The sequence below is a fragment of the Metabacillus niabensis genome (assembly GCF_902829255.1).
In the GTDB taxonomy this organism is placed as follows: domain Bacteria; phylum Bacillota; class Bacilli; order Bacillales; family Bacillaceae; genus Metabacillus; species Metabacillus niabensis.
Genome location: NZ_CADEPK010000298.1, coordinates 1 through 22,569, shown reverse-complemented (window position 1 = coordinate 22,569; position 22,569 = coordinate 1). Strand labels below are relative to the sequence as shown.

Sequence of the window (22,569 nt, the reverse complement as noted above, 5' to 3'; positions counted from 1 at the left end):
AAAGCAGCTTATCTCAAACATTCGTATAATACTGAAAAAATAGATTGATAGTTAGGCATGGTGATACAGTGGAATTTATTACAGTATTAATCCCAATTTTCTTTATTTTTGGTATCGGATTTGTTGGTCAGAAGCTGATCGGATTTGATACAAAGCCATTATCGGTTATGGCGATTTATTTAATGTTGCCGTTTTTAGCCTTTCAAACGTTTTATGCAGCAGAGCTAACAATGGATTATGCAATCATGACGTTATATACAGTTGGCCTCGCTTTTTGTATCATCGTTTTCATTTACTTCATCGCCTTTATTAGAGGGTACTCGCTTAAACGCACATGCAGCATGATTTTAGCTTCTGCTTTCATGAATAATGGGAATTATGGAACACCGCTTATCTTTTTTGCTTTTGGTGAAGCAGGGTTACATTATGCCGTCATCATTATGGTCATTCAGCAATTATTAATGTGTACAGTTGGCGTATATTATGCTGCAAAAGGCTCACCTGAAGGCGGTGGCATGAAAAAGGCATTTAAGGAGGTTGTAAAAGTACCAATTGTATATGGTGCGATCCTAGGTATTACTTTTCAATTTTTACACATTCCAGTTAGTGGGTCGTTTATGGAAGCAATCGAAATGGTTGGAAATGCATCTATCCCAACGATTATGATTATTCTTGGAATGCAGCTTGCAAACATATCTGCAAAAAAAATCGAGATTGCACCTTTGTCACTGTCGTTAAGCTTACGATTATTACTATCTCCTGTCATTGCTTATGTCATTACGCTATTCCTCCCGATCGATGATTTACTAAAGCAAATTATGATTGTTTTATCGGCAATGCCAACTGCTGCAAATACTACAATGTATGCCTTGCAATATGATACAGAGCCGCAATTTGTTTCAACGGCAACTCTCTTTAGCACAGTATTAAGTTTAGTTACGTTACCTGTTGTGTTATATGTTTCAGGGGTACTGTATGGTTAGAGAGCGTTTCGTTTTTATTAGCTAAGCATAATGTAGTTAACCTCCTATTCTATAAGAAGGAGGTTTTTTTATATGCTCTTATTAAAGAAAGGAAATCGACAACAACGTTTCACAGAGCCAAATTTTATTAGAAATAAATCTATTTCATAATGGCTGAATCAACCAATAACATGACGTAATTGACCATGAATTTGCCCTCGGTTGCCTTTATGATATTAATAGGGAAATAGACAAATCAATGCTTTTAAAAGACGAAAAGGGGGGATAGCACTTGAAAATCATTATGATCTCACTTGATACATTAAGGGCAAAGCGTTTAGGCTGCTACGGGTATGAGTTATCAACAAGCCCATACATTGATCAGATTGCTAAACAAGGTGTCCTTTTTGAACAGGCCTTCGCCTCTGATATACCAACAGAGGTTGCGCATACTAGTATATTTACTGGCAAAGTAGGTCTTTCAACAGGTGTAGTATCACATGGTGCACAAACAACTTACTTACAAAAGGAATATGATTGGCTTCCAACAATTATGAGAAAGTCTGGTTTTACAACAGCAGCTGTCGATAATTTATATCATTTAAAGGAATGGTTTGCTAGAGGCTATCAATATTATATCAACACAATTGGGCAAACAAGATGGATTGATGGGAAAACAGTAAATGCATTGGCAAAGCCGTGGATTCGCGAGCATAAAGATGAGGATTTTTTTCTGTTCCTTCATTATTGGGATCCGCATACACCCTATTTACCACCTAAACAATATGTCCCGCAATTTTATCAACAAGGTCGGGATCCATATGACAAAGCAAATAAAAGTATGACACCTGCCTTTAATCATCCTGCATATCCATTTTTTAAGTATCACCATTTTGATTTGCTTGGAGATATTACTGACGCTAATTATGTAAGCGCTTTATATGATGCGGAAATTAGATATTTGGATGACATAATTAAAGAGTTAGATGATTTTCTCATACAGCAGGGGATTAAAGATGACACAATGCTTATATTATTTGGTGACCATGGTGAAAGTTTAACAGAACATGATATTTATTGGGATCATTGTGGGCTTTATGAGGCTACTGTCCATGTCCCGATCATTATTCGTTGGCCTGGAGTAGTAAAAGAAGGTTTAAGAATAAAACAGCTCGTCCAACACGTTGATTTAATGCCAACGATATTGGATGCATTGAATATTGAGCTCCCTAAAGGTATAGACGGTAAAAGTCTTTGGCCAATCATTGAAGGGAAAGCGAACAACGTTCATTCTGAAATTTATTTAAGTGAGTGTGCATGGCAAGCGTCAAGGGGAATCCGAACTGACCGATATAAATACATTGAAACATATGATCCAGGTCCTTTTACAAGACCAGCTTTTGAACTCTATGATCTATTAACTGATCCAAATGAAGAAACAAATCTTGCGGAGCTTTTACCAGATAAAATAGATAGCTTTAAAAGAAAATTAACAGCCTGGATACATTGTAAGCTTGGCGAGCGAGAGGATCCGATGAAATTGGTTATAAGGGAAGAGGGATTACCTTTTAGAAAAAGAATAGAAAAGGTTTTATCACAATACGACTTAACCTGGGATGAGTGGAAGGCAAATCCACAGCGGGACAAAATTGATAAACATGTTAAAGAAAATCGTTTCTTACAAAAGTAGCTTCATAGAAACTTTTGGACATATTGTAAGCTTGAATTTATTCATGAAGTTTAAACTAATTGGGGGGATAAAAATGAAAGGCTTTAAGAAATTATCAATGCTTTCGCTTATCATCGTATTCATGATTTCAATGCTATCAGGTTGCATTGTACCGAGCACCTCACAAGAGAATGAAGAACAGTCTGAAGGGGAATTTAAAGGAACAATCAAAATGTATGCCGGAACGTATAGCCCAAATAGAATATTAAACGCTAATCAAAAGCCAGCGACTGTCATGAAGAAGCTTGCAGAGGAGTATGAAAAAGAAACAGGTATCAAAATTGAGTTTATTAAACCGCTGCCCGCTGATCAAGACTATATGACATGGGTTCGAACAAAGGCATCCGGTGGTCAACTTCCCGATATTATATGGAGTCAATGGTATGATGCAAATACTGCCTTAGCTAAAGGGACGTTAACAGACTTATCAAAGTATTTAGATGATCCAAATCCATATGTAGACAATAAACCTTGGAATGAGCTTCTAAATAAACAAATCATTTCAGATACAAAATCAGCTGATGGAAGCACGTATGTCATTAATGGAGATTATGTTGGGACGGCTACTTATTATAATGTAGAGGCGTTTGAAAAGGCAGGAATTGAGAAAACTCCTGAAACATGGTCTGAATTTATCGAAGCTGCCCAAAAGCTAAAGGATGCTGGATACATTCCGTTTGCATGGAATCTTGCTTCAACTCCAACAGGAACGGACCGTATCACATGGTTAACTCGTTTATTTTTCACAAACTTTTTTGCAGATGAGTATGATGAGCTTCGCTTTACAGGCAATGAGGGAATTACGAATCAGGATCAAGTTATTGCAATTAAAAAGGGGATATTTGGCTCGGAAAATGAAAAATGGATGGCGATTTGGCCAATTTTAAAGGACTTCTCCCAATATTGGCAGCCTGATTTTACTGGAGGAGACTCAAATGGACAAGGAACGATGCTTGCTTTTCTTACTGGTGAGGTTGGAATGTATTTTGATGGTTCATGGGCATCTCAGCAAATAAAATCAGCTGAACCAGACTTTGAATGGTCATCGTTTAAAAACCCATATCCAGATAAAGTGATTTCGGAATTTGCTACCGACTTTGATTCATCTGCTTCAATTGGCGGACCAAGTGCTTCCTTCCAATATGCAGTCCCTACTAAACAGGCGAATAATTCATTAACACCAGCAAAGGAAAAAGCAATTGTCGATTGGTTGATGTATTTAACAACACCAGACCATAATGAGGAAATTGTGAATGAGCTAGGCGAAAATGTTCCAACCGTTGCAGGTGCAGAACCGATAGAAGAGCTAAAAGCTTTATCAGATCTTACGAATCAGCCGTTACAAAGTGTATTTGGCGGGATCAATCTTGAAAACAAAGAGCTTGATGCGATTTATCGAGCCTTCCAAAGCTATATTTTAGGAGAAACGTCTCTAGAGGAATTTGCCAAGGTAGCTGATACGGAAATGGAAAAAACGGCTGATGCTTTAATTCAACAAAATAATTGGGATTTATCAGAATACTTGGATGAGTAAAAAACAGTGATGAATTAAAGAAGGTGACTCAAAAGGGTCTGACCCCCGTATGTAGTAAAGTAACCTTATCATTAGTCTAAAATATTGTGATTGCAGGGTTTGAACCTTTTTTTGAGCCACCCTCTTCTAGATGAAAGGAGATGTGCTTATGCCTGAAACAGTCCAACCTCTTGAAAGTGATAGAGCCATAAAAAGAAAAAAGCGAGGAAAGCTGCGTTATAACTGGAAATCTGGCTATGGAATGCTAATTCCTTCTTTTATTCTTTTAATTACATTCACGTATTATCCGGCATTAATTGCAATTGGGTTTTCTTTTACGAATTGGGATGGATTTAATCAACCGCAATTTACTGGGTTTCAAAATTATTTAACGCTATTCAAAGACAAGATTTTTTTAATATCAATGAAAAATGTTGGGATATGGACAGTTGTAAAAGTAATTGTTGAATTATTAATTCCGCTCATTGTCGCTGTTATGATTTTTCATTTAAAAAGTAAAAGAATGCAATATATTTACAGAGTGTTATTCGTCATTCCAGTTGTTGTGCCAGGAATTGTTATGTTTATGATTTGGAGCTTTATTTATGACCCTAATGTAGGTGTACTGAATACGTTACTTAAATCATTAGGTCTTGAAGGGCTGATCCAAAACTGGCTTGGAGATCCTCATATCGCCCTCTACGCGTTAATGTTTGTCGGATTTCCATTTGTTGTTCCATTTAATTTATTAATCTTTTATGCAGGATTACAATCTATTTCTGAAAGTGTATATGAATCTGCTAAGCTTGATGGGATTACAAGGGTAAGAAGATTTTTTCAAATTGAAATTCCATTGGTAATGGGGCAAGTGAAGCTAATTCTCATTTTAACCGTGATTCAATTGCTGCAAAATGTGACCTTGCCACTTGTTATGACAAATGGTGGTCCAGGTTATTCATCATATGTTCCAGGGCTATATATGTATTTCCTTGCTTTCCAGAACGGTGAATTTGGCTTAGGAATGGCTGTTTCAATGATTATCTTTGTGATTGTCCTTATTTTAACTTGGATTCAAATGAAATATATTAATCCAAGTACTGAATATAAAGCTTAGTTTAAAAAGAAAGGAGTTATAATATGCTAAAAACGATTAGGCAAGATTTGTGGAGCCATATTGTCCTTATTTTGCTGGCCTTTCTTGCATTGTATCCATTCTTCTATATGCTCATTACTTCGTTTAAAACAAATGGCCAATTTTATCGTAACTTTTTTGGCATTACGTTCCCTTTACATTTTGAAAATTATGCAACCGCCTGGGAGGCAATTGGAGAATATATCTTTAATTCAGTGTTTATTGGTATCGCCAGTGTCTTGATTATTATCGCAACATCTGCTTTAGCTGGTTACTCGTTTGCGAGATTAAGGTATAAGGGTAAGAATTTTCTTTATATGTCAGTCGTCGCATTGCTAATGATCCCAGGATTGCTAACGTTAATCCCATTATTTTTATTAATTAAAAGCTTTGGCTTGTTAGACTCATATATTGGATTAATTATTGCCTTTGCAGCAGGCGGTCAGGCATTTACTATATTTGTTTTTCGTCAATCATTTGCTTCATTACCCGAAGAGTTATTTGAGGCAGCACGTATTGATGGGTGTGGAGAGCTTCGTGTATTTTGGCAAATTGTTCTCCCGCTATCAAAGCCGATTATCGGAACGATGGCGATTTGGAATCTGCTGTCAATTTGGAATGAATATATGATGCCACTTGTGTTGATGAGTAATCCAGAAAAATTCCCAATTACAGTAGGGTTGATTCAGTTCGAAAGTCAATTCGTTTCACAAACATTATATGGTCCGATGTTTGCCGGCTACACTATTGCATCTTTACCACTGCTTATTCTTTTCTTATTTACAATGAGACTATTTATGAAGGGACTAACTTCAGGGGCAGTTAAAATATAACATGGGATGTTTTTTAAAATCCATTTTTTAAATCGACTTACAAAGCAAAAGTAAATAATATGGCGCTAAAAAGTGAAAATGGCTGAATCCACCATGAAAGTGGCAGAATGGGCGATGATGATAAGCGTGGTTAAAGCTATGATTTAACTATCCTATGAAATAAGAAAAAGGGGGATGTGAGTTGATAGGGAAAAAGACTTGGATTATACCAGATGGTTTTTTGCAGCCGAAAAGTATTGGTAATCAAATCAGTCATGAAGCCGTCTGTGTCCTCAATTTAACAGACCAATTGGCAGAAATTCAATTAACCTTTTATTTTGAAGATCTCGAGCCAATGGAGCGTTTCTTTTCAGAATGTGGATCTGAAAGAACCCATCATATTCGCTTAGACAAACTGACCGATCAACAGGGGAAAGAGGTTCCAAGAGATGTGCCATATGCAATAAAAGTTGATAGTACAGTACCGATTATTGTTCAACATAGCAGATTAGATACTTCCCAAGAAGCACTTGCCTTATTTACAACAATGGGATTTCCAATTGAATAGAAATGAATGAAACGATAAAAAAGTGAGGGATGGATAAATGACGTTAAAAGTAGCGATTGTAGGTGTTGGAAATATAGGAAGCATTCACGCGTCTGTCTATAAGGAAAATCCGAATACAGATATCGTCGCAGTATGTGACATCGTAAAGGAAAAGGCTGACAGAGCAGCAGAAAAATTTGGTGGAGTTGTCTTTTACAGTGTAAGTGACATGCTTGCTAGTGGCTTAGCGCTCGATCTTGTAAGCGTATGCACAAAGGGGGAGGAAAATGGAGGAGAGCATTTTGCGCCAACGATGGAGCTATTAAATGCAGGGATTCCCGTCTTAGGTGAAAAGCCGATATCCAATAACATCGAGGAAGGCAAACAAATGGTTGAGCTGGCAAGCGAAAAGAAGATTCCATATGCAGTAAATCTAAATCATCGCTTTACACCTGCAGCGGAAAAGGCAAAGGCTTGGGTGGAAAGTGGCCGTCTTGGTAAGCTTCACATGATTAATATGAGGATGTGGATTAACAACCCAATTGAAACCTCACCATGGTTCCATTTGCGTGCGTTACACCCACATTCCTTTGATGTCATTCGATACTTTTGTGGTGATGTAAAGCGGGTAGGAGCTTTTATGATGAAAGGGGAAGGACGAAAGATTTGGTCAAATGCACAAATAATTCTTGAATTTGAAAATGGTGCAATCGGAAATCTGGTAGGCAGTTATGATGCAGGTGCCAGCTATGGATTAGAGCTTTGTGAGGTTGTCGGTTCAAAGGGAAGATTTGTACTAGAGGATGCATGTGAACAATTAACTTTTTACCCAAGAGCAAGCATCGAAACAGAAAGCTATCGTTATCTTGGCGGGATGAGAGCATTCCCTGAAACATTTAAAAGCCGAATTCATGCATTTATCGACCAATTAGTTACAGGTGCTTCCTATGATGAAATTGACGGATCAGGAGAGGATGCGCTTAAAGCTCAATTTATTATTGAAGCAGCTATTAAGTCATTTGAAACAGGAACGATTGTAAATGTAAAAGATGTAGAGCTTATTGCGGGAGGGGTTAAATGATGAAGCTTGGTGTAAACTCTGTATTGTTTAAAGATTTTGATTTTGCAACTGCGGCAAGACAAATCGCTTTATCTGGGTATGACGGAGTTGAAATATCAGCTATTAAAGGAATGTGTGAGCATTTAGAATTAGATCGCTGGAAGGAACAAGCTGATGACATACGTTCAATTGCTACGGAAAATCGTCTTGAAATTTTATCGATGGAAGTAGCATCACTTGATGAGGAAAGGCTAATAAAGGCATTTGAAGCAGGGGCAGAGCTTGGAATACCTATTATAAATGTGGGGCCTGGCGGGAAATCAGGAGTAGAGGGAGATCTTCAGCAATCAATTGATACCCTAAATCGTTTAACAAAAATCGCAGAGACATATGGTGTAACACTTTGTGTAAAAGCTCATGTAGGAAATGCAATTTATAATACACCGACAACTTTGCAGGCAATGCGGGAAATTTCCTCTCCTGCGTTTGGGATAGATATGGATCCGAGCCATATTTATCGAGGAAATGAAAACCCTGAAGAAGAGATAACAAGAGTAATAGAAAGAGTGAAGCATATTCATATAAGAGATTGCAAAGGGAGAACAAAGGGCCCTGGGGAAATACAGAACCAAGCCTGTGGACGTGGGGATATAAATCTATTTGGGTATTGTAAAGCGTTGGTCGATGCCAATTATTCAGGACCTGTAGTTTTAGAGGTCATCGGAGCGAATCAGCATTCATTAGCAGATGTATCGATTGTTGCTGCTGAAAGCTATGGCTATCTTAATGCTTGTTTAAAAATATTAGGTGCAAGAGAAGAAAATTTTGCTGAGAAAGGATAATAAATGATGACGAAAAAACCGAATGTCATTCTTTTTGGAATTGATAGTTTAAGAAGAGACCGGATGAGCTCCTATGGGTATAGCCGCTTAACAACACCACATATTGATAAATTTGCTGAAGAAGGAGTTCTTTTTGAAAATCATTTCAGCCCAAGCATACCGACGACACCGGGATATGCTTCGATGCTAACAGGGATGGACTGCTTTGGGACAGATGTTGTCGCACTTCGACATAACGGACCGTTAGGAGAACATGTAAAAACACTCCCAGAGCTCCTCGGTGAACATGGATACAATACAACTTGTGTAGGCTTTACCGGAAATCCTTCATCACGAGGCTTTCAACAATATTTAGATTATGAAGCGTGGCAGCCTGATGAAACAGGGCGTTGTCCAAAAGCCGAAAATTTAAATGAGGTAACAATTCCTGAATTAAAACGACTTGCTGAGGATGAAAAACCATTTTTCTTATTTTTAAGACATATGGATCCACATTCACCATACTTACCTCCTAAGCCATATGAGAGAATCTTTTATGGCGGTGATGAATACGATCCAGCAAATGAATCATTAAATGAGATGAAAAAGTTTAAACCATTTGCAGATTTTTTAACATCATGGATTCCTGAAGGCTGTACAGATTCTGAGTATGTCGATGCCCAATATGATGGGGCAATTGCTTATATGGATGCATGTATACAAAATATATTAACAGCTGTGAAATCACTCGGTATTGAGGACGAAACTATTATCATCATTACCTCTGATCATGGAGAAACATTAAATGAACATCAATGCTGGTATGATCATCATAGTTTATATGAGCATAATTTAGTTGTTCCATTGATAATCAAATATCCTAATAAATTGCCTAAAGGGAAAAGAATTTCTGACATTACATTAATAAAGGATATAATGCCGACGATATTAGAGCTTCTTGAAATTAAAGCAAATATATCCTTTGATGGTCGAAATCTTATGCCGCTCATAGCGGGAAAGCCTCAAGAATTTCAGCAGGAATCAGATTTTTATATTACCGAATGCACATGGATGAGAAAGCATGGCTGGCGTACTCCTGAGTGGAAACTAATTCGAGCACTTGAGCCGGATTTTCATTTTAAACCTGAAATTGAATTGTACAATTTAATAAAGGATCCGGAGGAATTAAATAATCTTGCAGATAGTGAACCACAAATTGTCAATTTATTATTAGGTAGAATGGATGCTTATATCGCCAAACGTGAACGCGAAACAGGAAGAATAAATCCAATGTATACGAATTTGCATTGGCACGGTCTTGAACGTGGGCCATTTAGGTCATCACAGGAAGCATATGATTCGATGTATATAGGATCAATTCATACTGCACAGCAACTTCAAGAAAAGGAATAAGCTAGGATCTGCAGAATAAATAGAAAGTAATCTAAACTTAAATGCTTCGGTGATTTCATAAATCCGAAGCATTTCGTCTAATAAAGAGGTGATGAAATTGTTAAAAGCAGTGGTTGTCGGTGTGAATCATATCGGGAAAATTCATTGTCGTTATTATCAAGAGCACAAAGATGTCCAATTAGTAGCAGTCTGTGATTTAAATGAATCTTTAGTAAAAACAGTGGCAAACGAGTTTAAAGTGAACGCTTATACAGATTTAAAAACAATGATAGCGAATGAACAAATTGATATTATTAGCATCGCGACAGGCGGTAAGGAAAATGGATCCCATCACTACGAACCAACGATGACAGCGATTGAAGCAGGTTTAAACGTATTAGTTGAGAAGCCGTTGTCAAATAGCTTACAAGAAGCAAGGGAAATGGTCGATTTCGCCCGGAATAATCATGTCAGGCTAGCCTGTAATTTAAACCACCGCTTCGTACCGATCGCTTATCAGGCGAAGAACTTAGTCGATAGCGATCAGGTCGGAACATTGCTTTTCGTCAATATGAAGTTAACGATAGGAAACCCTAATGAATCAAGTCCGTGGATTCACTTAAGAGCCCTTCATCCGCATTCAATAGATGTAATGAGGTATTTTGCAGGAGATATTCGCCGTGTTCAAGCTTTTATGACAAAGGCACCTGGACGAACGGTATGGTCAACAGCGTCGATTAATTTAGAATTCGAGTCCGGAGCTGTTGGTCATTTAACAGGTAGCTATGATATGGATAACAATCATCCAATTGAATATTGTGAGGTTGCAGGAAACAAAGGAAGGTTCGTTATTGATAATGTTTATGAAAATCTTACGTTTTATCCACATAAAAGCTCTGAAATTAAGGTTGTTCGAAACTCAGTTTTAACAGGGATGAACGGGTTCAATGAAACGTTTAAAAACCGAATTGATACGTTTATTAATGAAATTTTACATTCCGTCCCACCAGAGCAAATTTCAGGTTCAGGTATCGATGCCTTGGCAGCGCAGACTGTGATTGAAGCAGCAATCCGTTCTCAAATGGAGAATGGGGCAGTAATTGAGGTGACAAAATGAATAGGTAAAAATGTAAACCCTTACAAGTAGATGGTATGAATGTTTGAATTCCTAGAGAAGCTTTACGTATCTATCTTTTATCTAGGGGAGGAAAGGAAATGGAGACAACAAAGTATCATTGTAGTGATTATATGAAAACAAAAGAATTTCCATTTTGGATTCAACGATTTCATCACGATTCTTCAAATCTTCCACCTGAACATTCACATGAGTTCGTCGAATTGGTTTATGTTGTGAAAGGTCATGCAAATCACATATTTGAAGGCCAATCTTATACAATTAAAACGAATGATGTATTTATCATTAATCCAGGAGAAGTACACACTTTTCAAATTGAGAAGAACCAAACGATCGAAATCATAAATTGTTTATTTCTCCCTTCAATTATTAAAGATTCCTTGTTAAAGGAATTAGGTGTCTCCCAATCAATGGACTATTTTTATATTCATCCCTTTTTAGATAAGAACGAGAGGTTTCATCATTTGTTAAATCTAGATGGGAATTATTCAATTAGGTTTTTACACTTACTAGAGGGGATGATGTATGAATGTATGAAGGAAAATTCATGCTTCTCAACGTTAATTCGCCTGCAGCTCGTTGAATTACTAATTTTATTATCAAGAATTTACAATGAACGAAATTCCCGTACGGTAAGGTCGCAAATGATCGCGAATGATAGTCAGATTTTAATTCAAAGAATATGTGGGTATTTATCAAGAAACTATGATCAAAAAATCTCCATTCAAAATCTTTGTCATTTATTTAATATAAGCTCACGCCATCTAAACAGATTGTTTAAGCAGGAAACAGGCTACACAATTGTTGAAATGGTTCATAAAATAAGAATTGAAAAGGCGAAGCAATTTTTAATCGAATCAAACGACAAAGTCATAAATGTTGCATTAAAGGTCGGTTATGATGATCCTGCTTTTTTTAGTAAGCTATTTCGCAGGGTTGTAGGATGTCCTCCTGGAAAATATAAAGAAACTAAACTGGTTCATTCTAAATAGGATCCGATACATAGAGGGATAAAATTGGTTATTAATTTTACAAAGGGCTAGACTTTTCAAAACATTGGCCGTGCTCTTTCGGAGAACCGACAACGATAAAAACACGTAAAAAAGCTTTCTTAAAACCCTTATTAACATTTTATGTTTGTTTAATATCTGACATTATAAGGTGTAAACTATAAAGGATAGATGAGCTGAATAAAATATGCTCTATCTATCCTTTTTTATACTACAAATGACCCCAATTACTACAACAAGAATTGTATGTTTGTTGACTAAAGCACCCATTTGTTAAATAGAGTAAAAGGCATTCCTTGATAAAGGAACGAAATAAATTAACCTTAGTACTTAGCCTTACAACTCTAGAGAAGTTAAAGCTTTTTAATAATGATTCATTTAATATGATAAAACTATAGCAATTAGAACTGGTTCTTACTATTTCAATTTGGGTAGTAGATTGTCATACTTAAACGGGCTATTTCATTGCTTAAATTCATATACGAATGTGGTTTATCAGCCTTAAACCTAATGGAATCATCTTTATTCAATTTATAGCTCGTTCCATTTATTCTTATAAGTACCTCACCATCAAAAACAGTAATAAATTCCTCAGTCCCTTCCATATGTCCAACTGATTCTAATTTTCCCTCTGGATCTATCTCAACTGAGTATATTTCAAACTTTTTACCCTCTGTAAATGGAAATGTGGAGAAAACTCTATACTTCCCATCGTCTTCTGATAAAACTTGAACATCGCTTCGTAAAACGACTTTTGCTTCTGTTTCTGGAGCATTAATTAATGATGTAAAAGAAATTTTCAGTCCATTCGCTATCTTCCAGATTGTTGTTATAGTTGGACTTGACTCGCCTCTTTCAATTTGGCCAATCATAGCTTTACTTACACCGCTAAGTTCAGAAACCTTTTCTAAACTTAGTTTTTGTTTTTCTCTTATAGCTTTCAGGTTTCGCCCTAATATTTTTTGGATTTCTTCCATAACATCACCTCTTTGCAATTTACAGTATAACATCCATAATGTACAATATAACATACAAATAGTATAACATACATTTGTACAATATAACGCTCGATTAGGAGGTATATATGCCTTTATTACCATTTCTTTTATTTGTCATAATAAACTGCTTTACTCCTGGACCAAATAATTTTATGGCTATGTCATTTGCTGCCAGACTTGGATTCAAGAAGACTCTCAAATTTTGTATGGGGGTTGGATTAGGTTTTTTTACACTTGTGTTACTATGCAGTATTTTTAACCATTTACTAATAAAAATTATGCCAATGATTAAAACGCCCTTAACTATATTGGGTGTTGGTTATATGTTATATCTAGCATTCAAAACGATTACGGACAAAGGATCAAATAATAACGAGTTTGATAACAATGCTAATAGCAACCTTTTTTTAATTGGCTTTTTTGTACAGTTTGTTAATCCAAAAGGCATTCTTTTTGGAATTACAGTAGTATCATCATTTATCCATCCTTATTACAGTTCCTACTTATTTTACTTCTTTTATTCTCTTTTTCTAGGAATTGTGGGTATTATTAGTTCGTCTAGTTGGAGTTTATGTGGGACTATTTTTCAGAAGTTCCTAACGAAATATAGAAGTGTTTTTAACTTTATAATGGCTTTATTATTAGTCTATAGTGCTATCTCAATAATGAACCATTAAATCAAGAAAAGCTGCAAGGATTTAACCTTCTGCTGTTTTTATGTTTGCCTTTTGATACAATTACCGTACGTTTATGACAAAAGAAATTCATTTACTATCGGAATGTTGCCAAATTAAAATAAAAAGAGGTTATTATCAACATAAGAAAAATCCGAACAATAATTTGAATTCTGCTTTAAACTTCGTATCTTTTTGTAAGTAGCGATACTTGTATACATTGTTACTTTTACTAGTAGTCGTTCTGGTTGATTTCCGCTACAGTACTCGCTTTCCGCGGGGTGGGTGGTGAGCCTCCTCGGTGTAAACCTGCGGGGTCTCACCTCTCCCACGCATCCCGCAGGAGTCTCGCACTTACGCTCCAATCAACCTTAATAAAGTTTGCACAAAAAACCGACCTCTTCGTAAAGAGTCTTTTCTTTTATAGTTTTTTGCAATAAGCAATGTTCGGTTTTCATTAGAAATATTTTCGTTATGTCCCACCCTCGTTTTATTCTTTTATTGGCACCAATTTTTTATCCATGAATTCTACCACTAACTCTCAATTGGTTTCTGTCCAACAAACTGGATGACATGTGACAAACCATTATGAAGCTCTCCTTCTTTTCGGATAACCTCTCCCATAAAGAAGTGAACAATTCTCCAATTTGAAAAAGCATTTAAGAACTCTTCAGGACTATAAAGAAGCTCAGGATCCTGTGGTCCTCCACTCTTGTATGGTATTTGATGAACCGAATAGACTTCTGAGATAAAATACCCTCCTGGCTTTACTGCATCTTTAACGCTATCTAGTGTCTTTTTTCGTAATTCCTTGGGAAAGTGACCGAAAATACAAATAAGTTCATCCCACTTGTCCTTATCCCATCTAGCATCATTTAAATCTACAAGCTTTGTTTTTACTCTAACATTTCTAATTTTCGCGAGTTTTTCTGTTTTGACTAACCCGGCTTCCGCATAATCCCAAGCAGTTACATTCATTCCTTGTTCCGCTAAAAAGATGGCATTACGTCCTTCCCCCTCAGCAATAGCCAATGCTTCTCCAGTTAAACTTAGCTTTCTATGGATGTCTGCAAGAAATTCATTTGGCTCCGTTCCATAAACATACTTCTCATCTTTAAAACGGTTATTCCATCCATTCATATACTAGTTCTCCTTTTTGTATTTGTTATTCCCAAACAAATAAACTCTTTTACATTTAATTGTACTTCATCTTTCTATTGCTCTAATAGTTTTTGAAAAATAATGTAAAAAAGGACTGAAAAGCCCTTTTCTTAGGATGAATATTTAAATATAAAAGATTGCTCTTATCAACAACCAAGATTATAAAATTGCTATCCAAGTCTGTACTGCTGTCGTTAATAGTAAAATAACGATTAATCCTTGCAAAACCTTCGTGTTCACTCTTTTCCCAGCATTAGCTCCTAATGGTGAAGCTATTAAACTAGCGACAACTATTATCAATGATGGGAGAATTTGTACCTGTCCTGTAGAGATTTTTCCAGAAAGTGCTCCAATTGATGAAATAAGTGTAATGGCTAATGATGAGGCGATCGTCATTCTCGTTGGAATCTTTAAAGCCACAAGCATAATCGGAACTAACAAGAATGCTCCCCCTGCACCTACGATACCAGCTCCCAGACCAACAATAAAACCGAATAAAGCGGCAAGCCATTTGTTAAACTTAACTTGTTCTAGACGGCTATCATCTTTCCCCCTTTTAGGGACAAACATCATGACAACAGCAATAAGCGCTAACATTCCATAAACGATATTCATTCCGCTTTCAGACAAGTGAGTAGAGCCAATCCCCCCAATAAAGCTTCCAATTAACGTGCTAGTTCCCATATACACAATTAACGTTTTATTTAAAAAGCCGCCCTTACGATAAGCCAAAACACCACCAATCGTCGCAAAGAACACCTGGAAGGCTGTAATTCCCGAAACCTCATGTGCAGTAAAATTACCTACACCTAGCATAGCTGGAATATATAGAAGCATTGGATAGTTGATGATGGCTCCCCCTATTCCTAGCAAACCAGAAATAAATGAACCTACAAATCCAATGATAAAAAGTGTCATGATAAGATGTATATCCATGTTGCTCCCCTCTTTAGAAAAAAGGGAACCTTATTTGGGCTCCCGTTATTTTTCAGCCTTTTTTTATCCAAAATGTTAACACTCCATTTTCATCCTCATGTTTAAATAAGTTATGCCCTCCCGATTTTTCCCAGACTGCTAAATCATTTTTTGCCCCTTTATCCGCCTAAGTGCACTTATATTACCTGACCTGTTTCAATTTCTTTCATTGCCTTTTTGTATTTTCTATCGGCATTGGGCACGCAACCCCTTTTGCATCTTCCATCACGATTTTTCCTCTTAGTTAAAATTAACGGACTGCACAACGGTTAGGCCCAATTTCCATCTCACGTTGATTGTCCAAGTCTGGATTGATTTTCCCCATATTTGTTTCACGAATTTCTTGATAAGCATTTGGCTGCGGTGGTAGGTTTTCCGTTACTAGCTTTCTAAATTCAACTTCATCCTCTATAGTTAAACCGTGATTGTTTTTAAACAATGATCTTAATTTTTCTGATACACTGCCATCATCATTTAGCTCGTCTATCATCATAAAATGAGCAGGTAGGACAATCAGTTCGTCTGATAATTCTCTGTAGCGATTATATAGAGTGTTTCGTAAATCTCCCACCCAATCTTCTGCCTTCCCTGCTAGGTCTGGTCTTCCAATTGAATCAATGAACAAAATATCGCCTGAAAGCAAGAACTTTTTATCAACTACAAAGGATGTAGAACCAATGGTGTGACCTGGTGAATACAATGCAGAAATATCAATCATTGTGTTACCGATTGTTATGACTTTGCCTTCTTCTAGTGGCTCATAGTCAAACATTACTTCTGTCGCATCCTTAGATGGTAGCCAATAGGTAGCACCCGCTTTTTCAGCAATTGTACGTCCACCGGAAATATGGTCAGCATGAAGATGTGTATCAAATACATGTGTAATTTTTGCTCCCAGTCTTTCGGCAAAATTTAGAAAGATATCCGTCATACGTGTTGCATCAATTACGGCCGCTTCTCCATTTGAAACAACCAAATAAGATAGACACCCTTTACCGATTCGAACGAATTGATAGATTTCCCCACCATCCTTTAAATCGCCCACTTTAACAGGCTCTAAATGTTCACTCCATGCTTTCATCCCACCCTTTAGGTATGAAACGTTTAATCCGGCATCAGATAGCATTTCCGCTACCATTACCGATGAACCTTCCTTAGCACAAACAACTAGCACATCTTTATTAGTAGGTATTTTCTCAATGATTTCATCTACTCCATCAAGCAATTCGAAGTAAGGAACATTTAAATGCTCAAAGCTTACTCCTTCAATTTTCCAATCGTTAAAATCACTTTCGTTTCGAACATCTAGAATATATAATTCTTCTTTTTGAATAAGCTTTTTCGTCACATCTTTTGACGTCATTACATTTACAGTCATCCTAAATACCCCCACCCGTATTAATTTATTCGAAAAAATAATCTTAAAAAGTTAAAGTTACATCTGCATCATTAGCAAATTCTAAAAAAGTAACAGCGCCACCTACTTCAATGCCATCTATAAAATCTTCCTTTTCCAATCCCATAACATCCATTGTCATTTGACATCCGATAAAGGTAACACCCAATTCTTGTGCCATTGTAACCAGTTCTGGAATCGAAGGAATATTTGCCTTTGTAAACCCTTCTGCAAAATGTTCTTTTCCTTCTGGCATTTGAAGCTGTTTGTATGCTTCTTTATGGATTAAATTTAACCCCTCAAAGGTGAAGAAAATAGCCACTTCCTGGTCAGTTGCTGCCGCCGCCGTTGCAATATTAAATACCTTGTATGCATCAAATAATCCACCATTACTTGCAATAATCGCTACTTTTTTATTCATTGTAGATTCCTCCTAGCTTTTAGTCGTTGATTCCTGTTTTTTTACCATTCCATTGACCCATTCCTGGTACAACATTCGTGACATTTGCAAAACCATTATTGGTTAATTTCTGAGCTGCAAGATCGCTACGATTTCCAGTTCGGCAAACCACGTAGATTTCATCTTCTTTGTTTAATTCATTTAATTTGTTATCCAATTCATCTAAGGGAATGGAGATTGCATTTGGAATATGGCTAAAGGCAAATTCAGCAGATTCTCTTACATCGATAACAACGATGCTTTCACTTGCTTCAAGCCTTTTTTCTAATTCCTCGTTATTAATGATATTTTGGTGTTTCTTTTCAATCACTTCATCATTAGAAGATTTGCGGAGATAATGTATGAGAACATTACCTTCTTCAATTGTCCCTAAATAGTGATGGCCTGTACTTTCAGCCCATGCCTTCATGTCAGCTGTGGACCCTTTATCTGTCGCTTGAACTTCTATTACCTGACCTGCCTCTAGGTTATTCATTGCCTTTTTCGTTTTAACAATCGGCATTGGACATGCTAATCCTGTTGCATCTAATATCATATTTGCTTTCAAATTCTCCATTATAACGCCTCCACACATACCCAACAGGGTATTATTTTTGTTAAAAAAATTTATTCGACTTTCCCTTCCCAAGCAAGCATTCCACCAACCATGTTGATTACGTTAAATCCATACCCTTCGAGGAGTTGTGTGGCACGGCCACTTCTTCCTCCAGAACGGCATACCATGATATATTCTTTCGTTTTATCTAATTCATGCATGCGAAATTCAACTAACCCTAAAGGAATATGAACAGCGCCTCGTATCATTCCAGTAGCAACCTCGTCTGCTTCACGTACATCAATGATATTTAATGATTTACCTTCGTTTAAGAAAGTCTCGACCTCTTTTGCATTGATTTGTTTCATTTTTAGTCCTCCATATGTTGATTTAAGACCAAGCACTCATGCCGCCTTTAACATTTGTTACGCTTATAAATCCCAATTTTTTTAGAGTTTTACTAGCCTGTTGGCTTCTCATTCCACTTTGACAAATCACGATTACGTCCTTTTCCTTTGAAAGCTCGCTTTCTGCCTTTTGAGCAAGCTGATGAAGAGGAATATTTTTAAATCCGCTAATATGGTTTCCTTTAAACTCACCTGGTGTTCGGACATCAATAAATTGCTTGTTCTTGTTCATTAATTCCCTTTTCAACTCGCTTGTGGTGATTTGGTTAACACCTTTAATCGGCAAAAATCCCTTAACAATAAAAAATAGGAATAATACAATCAATAAATAAATTAGAACATTCATTTGTAACCTCCCGCTATCGTGAATGTGCTCTTAAATAAACAGATTAACATTACCTTCCTCGGCATCTGCTAAATAGGCAGCAACTCCAGCATAGTCAATGCTGTCTAATAGCTCTTCCTGTTTAAGTCCTAGCAAATCCATCGTCATTGTACACGCTACTAGCTTTACCTCTTGTTCTTGCGCCATTTCAATTAATTGTGGTAAAGGTACTGCGTTATGCTTTTTAATAATATCTTTAATCATTTTCGGACCAAATCCAGCAAAGTTCATTTTTGAAAGCCCCATTTTATTTGCACCTTTAGGCATCATTTTGCCAAACATTTTTTCCATGAATCCTTTTTTCACCGGAATATGTTCATCTTTACGTAAGGCATTTAATCCCCAAAACGTGTGAAAGATCGTTACTTCATGATCATAAGCTGCAGCCCCATTTGCAATAATATAGGCAGCCATCGCTTTATCATAATCACCACTAAATAAGACAATTGTTGTTTTTTTCTTTTCGGTCATGCTGTATGCCCCCTTGAAATTAAATATAAACCTATACCTGTATAGGTATTTTAAGTAAAAAAAATTTACCCTTTCTTAATCCAAAACTTTAATACGTCTTTATCCTTTTCATATTTCAAAAGCTCATGACCAACTGAATTAGCCCAGGCTGTTAAATCATTTTTAGCCCCTTTATCGGTTGTATGAACTTCTAAAACTTGCCCAGTTTCTAGTTCATTCATCGCCTTTTTTGTTTTAACAATTGGCATCGGACAAGCCAAACCTTTAGCGTCTAACACTTTATCTATTTTCATCGTTGCATTCCTCCTACACTATTTTTTTACCCTTACCCCTATGGGTATATTATCAGAGAAAATAAAAGAGGGTGTCACCCCATTTTATTATCGACTTTTTACCAGAAGGTTTACAGCTTCTTTGACTAGTTCTTCTGTACTTTCACCATTCATTTCAGCATTGCGGACACACTCGACTAAATTCTCGCTAACAATTAACCCAATTGTACGGTCAAGGGCTGTTCTTGATGCAGATAGTTGAGTTATAACTTCCTTACAGTCTTTATTCTCTTCCATCATTTTCAAAATCCCTCTAAGCTGTCCTTCAATCCGTTTGATTCTATTTTTCATTTGATCATTGTAATCCATTGTTTTCCCTCCTTTACCATTTGTAAGTTTATATTTAGAAGAGATTCATTAGAATATAGCTTGTGATAAATGATCAATGTATATCCGACTACTCCTTAAATAACCTGTCCCGATATTTCACAAGTCTGCCTGGAACAATACATCAATTATCATCAACAAGTTCCATAATATACCCCTCAGGGTATAATGTCAACTATAATAAATCTTGCTCTAAAATAAATAGACCGCTATAAGTATAGCAGTCCAAAAAATCAATTATCAAAATAAAGAGCTTATCGATTATACATCTCATAAATAGTTCCTAATTTTTCCTCTAAACGACTAAACCGAACGAAACGATCCTCTCGTAAATATTCCTTTTGATTTATCATCAAAAGCATAATAGGGGCAGTTAAAATTAGGAATTTTTCCGCTACCTCTTCTACCTGTCTTGCATTAATATGTCCCAGAAGGATATGTGGGTATTACAATAAAATTTGCAAATCCCAATAATGCTAATACTTTCCAACGTTTAGGGGCAGTTGTCCAATCACTTGTGAGCTCATAAAATAAAATCTAATTAGGAAAAACTATTTATTCACAAGTTAACAACTTAGAAATAACTAGCTATTTGATGTTGTTTGTAAACCGTTTACTTTTTAGTTAATTAATGCTTCCAGACCTACTTGTTTAATAAATTTATAAAATGGTTGACGTTTCTTCCCATTTTGTCCGTAAACAGCAATAATTTTCTCAACTGAGTCATATAATTGCTCTTGCGTTAAATTTTCTAGCAACAAGGAACCAATCTCGGCGTCTTTACCTTTTGCTTTTCCTCCAACATATAAATTGTAATGATCTCTAATTTTCATAATACCAATGTCACTTAACATAGGTTCGCCACAACCAATTGGACAACCTGTGTAAGCAACCTTTAAGGTAAATGGCACGGGTTTTCCTGCTATTCGGCGATTTACCTCTTTTGCTACTGGCATTCCTTCTTCTTTCTCGCCTTTGCAAAAGTTACAAGTTCTTAAGCTCTTAACGAAGTTTCCAACTGGATAGCATTCTAATCCCACACTTTGAAACTCTTCTATCATTACCTCTTTTTGGTCTTCTGGAATTTCTATATAGAGCTGCTGGAATGTTGTTAATTCCAGTTCCTCATCCTCCTGTACATATTTTGCGATAGTTATAAGCTGTTTGGCAGATAGTTTTGCACCAAATCCTATGCCTCCATTTACAGCGATTCTAATGCTCTTTGCGTTATTCATTGTATTCACCTTCCTTTATAAACTTTATGGGGGTATAGTATAGTTTCGATTGAAAAATAATAAACCTGTTGTAATAGGTCTCACAAATTCACAAATTCAATATACTATACCCCCCTAATGTATGTAAAGGTTATTTTGAAACAGTTTGGATAATGTCATTATCATAAATTATGAACCTTTCAATACTCCCTTTACACACAAACATAAAAAGGACTCTCTCAAAAATTGTAAATCTTGATAAAGTCCTTTAAGCCATATTCTAATTCTTCTTATACAATTAATCTTTCCAATATCGATCATAAAGGTTTTGCATATGAGTTGTCATTAACTTAACAGCTTTGCTTTCATTATGTTCTTCGATAGCTTTAATAATCATTTTATGCTCTTCAAAGTTAACGACTTGATAATCTGGGCGAGTAAATGTCCGATCTCGGATAAGCTTCCACATTTCCTGTTGTTTCATCGCCTCACTAATTGCAGACATAATTTTAATATATAAATCATTATGAGACGCTTTAGCTATTCCTTTGTGAAGTGCTTCGTCTGTCTCTGGGGCATATATGCCTGCCTTTGTTTCTTCTTCCATTTTTTGAATAGTAGATCGTAGTTCCTCAATATCTTCATCTGTAGCTCTTAGTGCCGCATATTTTATAATGATCGGCTCAATATTCATTCTTGCTTCTACAATGTCTTCCGGTGAAGTTGAATCAAATATAAAGGGTGAATCAGAGCAGTTTGAAATCTGAGTATTTTTAACATACACTCCTTCACCTTGACGTGAATAAATAACACCATTCAATTCAAGAGCGCTTAATGCTTGCCTAACCGGAGCACGACTAACTCCAAACTGGGCACAAAGCTCTCGTTCTGCAGGTAATTTATCACCTATATTAAAAGATCCTGATTGGATTTCTGAAAGAATTTGATTATAAATTTGTATGTATAATTTCTCACTGGATACCCGATTAAAGCTAATTTTAATCACTTCTCTCAATATATATTCTTAATAAGAAAACGTTTTAAAACACATACAATTATAAGCATTTCTTTTTTAAAGAGCAACACTCTTACAGGGTTAAAATACATATCTAAAACTATAG

Annotated in this window: 25 protein-coding genes and 1 pseudogene; 12 read left to right on the top strand and 14 right to left on the bottom strand. The window is 36.2% G+C overall.

Annotated elements, in window-relative coordinates:
- The first annotated feature begins 68 nt into the window (after positions 1-68).
- The 11 genes from HU235_RS16990 to HU235_RS16940 all read left to right on the top strand — a co-directional run bounded on the left by HU235_RS16990 (position 69) and on the right by HU235_RS16940 (position 12,095).
- Positions 69-983, top strand: coding sequence for an AEC family transporter (locus HU235_RS16990; RefSeq protein WP_145583956.1), 915 nt, complete (start codon positions 69-71; stop codon positions 981-983).
- Positions 984-1,254: 271 nt separating this feature from the next.
- Positions 1,255-2,652, top strand: coding sequence for a sulfatase (locus HU235_RS16985; protein WP_174880976.1), 1,398 nt, complete (start codon positions 1,255-1,257; stop codon positions 2,650-2,652).
- 73 nt (positions 2,653-2,725) lie between these two features.
- The gene (locus tag HU235_RS16980) at positions 2,726-4,225 is read left to right on the top strand and encodes an ABC transporter substrate-binding protein (RefSeq protein ID WP_174880975.1); all 1,500 of its coding nucleotides are present in this window, start codon (positions 2,726-2,728) and stop codon (positions 4,223-4,225) included.
- 148 nt (positions 4,226-4,373) lie between these two features.
- Complete coding sequence (locus tag HU235_RS16975; protein ID WP_174880974.1) at positions 4,374-5,318, top strand: carbohydrate ABC transporter permease; 945 nt, start codon at positions 4,374-4,376, stop codon at positions 5,316-5,318.
- A gap of 23 nt (positions 5,319-5,341) precedes the next feature.
- Positions 5,342-6,169, top strand: coding sequence for a carbohydrate ABC transporter permease (locus tag HU235_RS16970; RefSeq protein WP_095298625.1), 828 nt, complete (start codon positions 5,342-5,344; stop codon positions 6,167-6,169).
- A gap of 181 nt (positions 6,170-6,350) precedes the next feature.
- Complete coding sequence (locus HU235_RS16965; protein WP_145583948.1) at positions 6,351-6,716, top strand: sensory rhodopsin transducer; 366 nt, start codon at positions 6,351-6,353, stop codon at positions 6,714-6,716.
- Between the two features lie 37 nt (positions 6,717-6,753).
- Entirely contained in the window at positions 6,754-7,776 is a 1,023-nt protein-coding gene (locus HU235_RS16960) for a Gfo/Idh/MocA family protein (protein WP_145583946.1), read from the top strand.
- On the top strand, positions 7,773-8,597 hold the full coding sequence (locus HU235_RS16955; RefSeq protein WP_095298631.1) for a sugar phosphate isomerase/epimerase family protein: 825 nt from the start codon (positions 7,773-7,775) through the stop codon (positions 8,595-8,597). Before HU235_RS16960 ends, HU235_RS16955 begins: the two co-directional genes overlap by 4 nt.
- Positions 8,598-8,603: 6 nt before the next feature.
- Positions 8,604-9,989, top strand: a complete 1,386-nt coding sequence (locus HU235_RS16950) for a sulfatase family protein (protein WP_174880973.1) — start codon at positions 8,604-8,606, stop codon at positions 9,987-9,989.
- 97 nt (positions 9,990-10,086) lie between these two features.
- Positions 10,087-11,085, top strand: coding sequence for a Gfo/Idh/MocA family protein (locus HU235_RS16945; protein ID WP_095298635.1), 999 nt, complete (start codon positions 10,087-10,089; stop codon positions 11,083-11,085).
- A gap of 98 nt (positions 11,086-11,183) precedes the next feature.
- Positions 11,184-12,095: an AraC family transcriptional regulator gene (locus tag HU235_RS16940; RefSeq protein ID WP_095298637.1), complete on the top strand. Its 912-nt coding sequence runs from the start codon at positions 11,184-11,186 to the stop codon at positions 12,093-12,095.
- 440 nt (positions 12,096-12,535) lie between these two features.
- On the opposite strand, the gene HU235_RS16935 is transcribed toward HU235_RS16940, so the two are convergent.
- The gene (locus tag HU235_RS16935; RefSeq protein ID WP_174880972.1) at positions 12,536-13,090 is read right to left on the bottom strand and encodes a helix-turn-helix domain-containing protein; all 555 of its coding nucleotides are present in this window, start codon (positions 13,088-13,090) and stop codon (positions 12,536-12,538) included.
- A 107-nt stretch (positions 13,091-13,197) separates the two neighbouring features.
- Between HU235_RS16935 and HU235_RS16930 the strand changes: the two genes are divergently transcribed.
- Positions 13,198-13,788 carry a LysE family translocator gene (locus tag HU235_RS16930; RefSeq protein ID WP_174880971.1) on the top strand — a complete coding sequence of 197 codons (591 nt, stop codon included), beginning with the start codon at positions 13,198-13,200 and terminating at the stop codon, positions 13,786-13,788.
- A 531-nt stretch (positions 13,789-14,319) separates the two neighbouring features.
- Here HU235_RS16930 and HU235_RS16925 read toward each other — a convergent pair.
- The 13 genes and pseudogenes from HU235_RS16925 to HU235_RS16870 form a co-directional block, all read right to left on the bottom strand.
- Positions 14,320-14,925 (bottom strand): SAM-dependent methyltransferase, encoded by a 606-nt coding sequence (locus tag HU235_RS16925; protein ID WP_174880970.1) that lies wholly within the window; start codon positions 14,923-14,925, stop codon positions 14,320-14,322.
- Between the two features lie 180 nt (positions 14,926-15,105).
- Positions 15,106-15,882: a sulfite exporter TauE/SafE family protein gene (locus HU235_RS16920; protein ID WP_174880969.1), complete on the bottom strand. Its 777-nt coding sequence runs from the start codon at positions 15,880-15,882 to the stop codon at positions 15,106-15,108.
- A gap of 52 nt (positions 15,883-15,934) precedes the next feature.
- A pseudogene (locus HU235_RS25110) lies at positions 15,935-16,147 on the bottom strand (sulfurtransferase TusA family protein).
- A 24-nt stretch (positions 16,148-16,171) separates the two neighbouring features.
- Positions 16,172-17,299: an MBL fold metallo-hydrolase gene (locus HU235_RS16915; protein WP_174880968.1), complete on the bottom strand. Its 1,128-nt coding sequence runs from the start codon at positions 17,297-17,299 to the stop codon at positions 16,172-16,174.
- A 43-nt stretch (positions 17,300-17,342) separates the two neighbouring features.
- Positions 17,343-17,738, bottom strand: a complete 396-nt coding sequence (locus tag HU235_RS16910) for a DsrE/DsrF/DrsH-like family protein (RefSeq protein ID WP_095303241.1) — start codon at positions 17,736-17,738, stop codon at positions 17,343-17,345.
- 19 nt (positions 17,739-17,757) lie between these two features.
- Positions 17,758-18,333 (bottom strand): sulfurtransferase TusA family protein, encoded by a 576-nt coding sequence (locus HU235_RS16905; RefSeq protein ID WP_174880967.1) that lies wholly within the window; start codon positions 18,331-18,333, stop codon positions 17,758-17,760.
- A gap of 50 nt (positions 18,334-18,383) precedes the next feature.
- Complete coding sequence (locus HU235_RS16900; RefSeq protein WP_174880966.1) at positions 18,384-18,680, bottom strand: rhodanese-like domain-containing protein; 297 nt, start codon at positions 18,678-18,680, stop codon at positions 18,384-18,386.
- Between the two features lie 22 nt (positions 18,681-18,702).
- A complete protein-coding gene (locus HU235_RS16895; protein ID WP_174880965.1) occupies positions 18,703-19,065 on the bottom strand; it encodes a rhodanese-like domain-containing protein in 363 nt (120 codons plus the stop codon).
- A 30-nt stretch (positions 19,066-19,095) separates the two neighbouring features.
- Positions 19,096-19,575, bottom strand: a complete 480-nt coding sequence (locus HU235_RS16890) for a DsrE/DsrF/DrsH-like family protein (RefSeq protein WP_174880964.1) — start codon at positions 19,573-19,575, stop codon at positions 19,096-19,098.
- Positions 19,576-19,640: 65 nt separating this feature from the next.
- A complete protein-coding gene (locus HU235_RS16885) occupies positions 19,641-19,868 on the bottom strand; it encodes a sulfurtransferase TusA family protein (RefSeq protein WP_174880963.1) in 228 nt (75 codons plus the stop codon).
- A gap of 87 nt (positions 19,869-19,955) precedes the next feature.
- Positions 19,956-20,216 (bottom strand): metal-sensitive transcriptional regulator, encoded by a 261-nt coding sequence (locus tag HU235_RS16880; RefSeq protein WP_174880962.1) that lies wholly within the window; start codon positions 20,214-20,216, stop codon positions 19,956-19,958.
- Between the two features lie 638 nt (positions 20,217-20,854).
- Entirely contained in the window at positions 20,855-21,469 is a 615-nt protein-coding gene (locus HU235_RS16875; RefSeq protein ID WP_174880961.1) for a nitrite reductase, read from the bottom strand.
- A gap of 277 nt (positions 21,470-21,746) precedes the next feature.
- The gene (locus HU235_RS16870) at positions 21,747-22,454 is read right to left on the bottom strand and encodes a FadR/GntR family transcriptional regulator (RefSeq protein ID WP_174880984.1); all 708 of its coding nucleotides are present in this window, start codon (positions 22,452-22,454) and stop codon (positions 21,747-21,749) included.
- Positions 22,455-22,569: the final 115 nt, after the last annotated feature.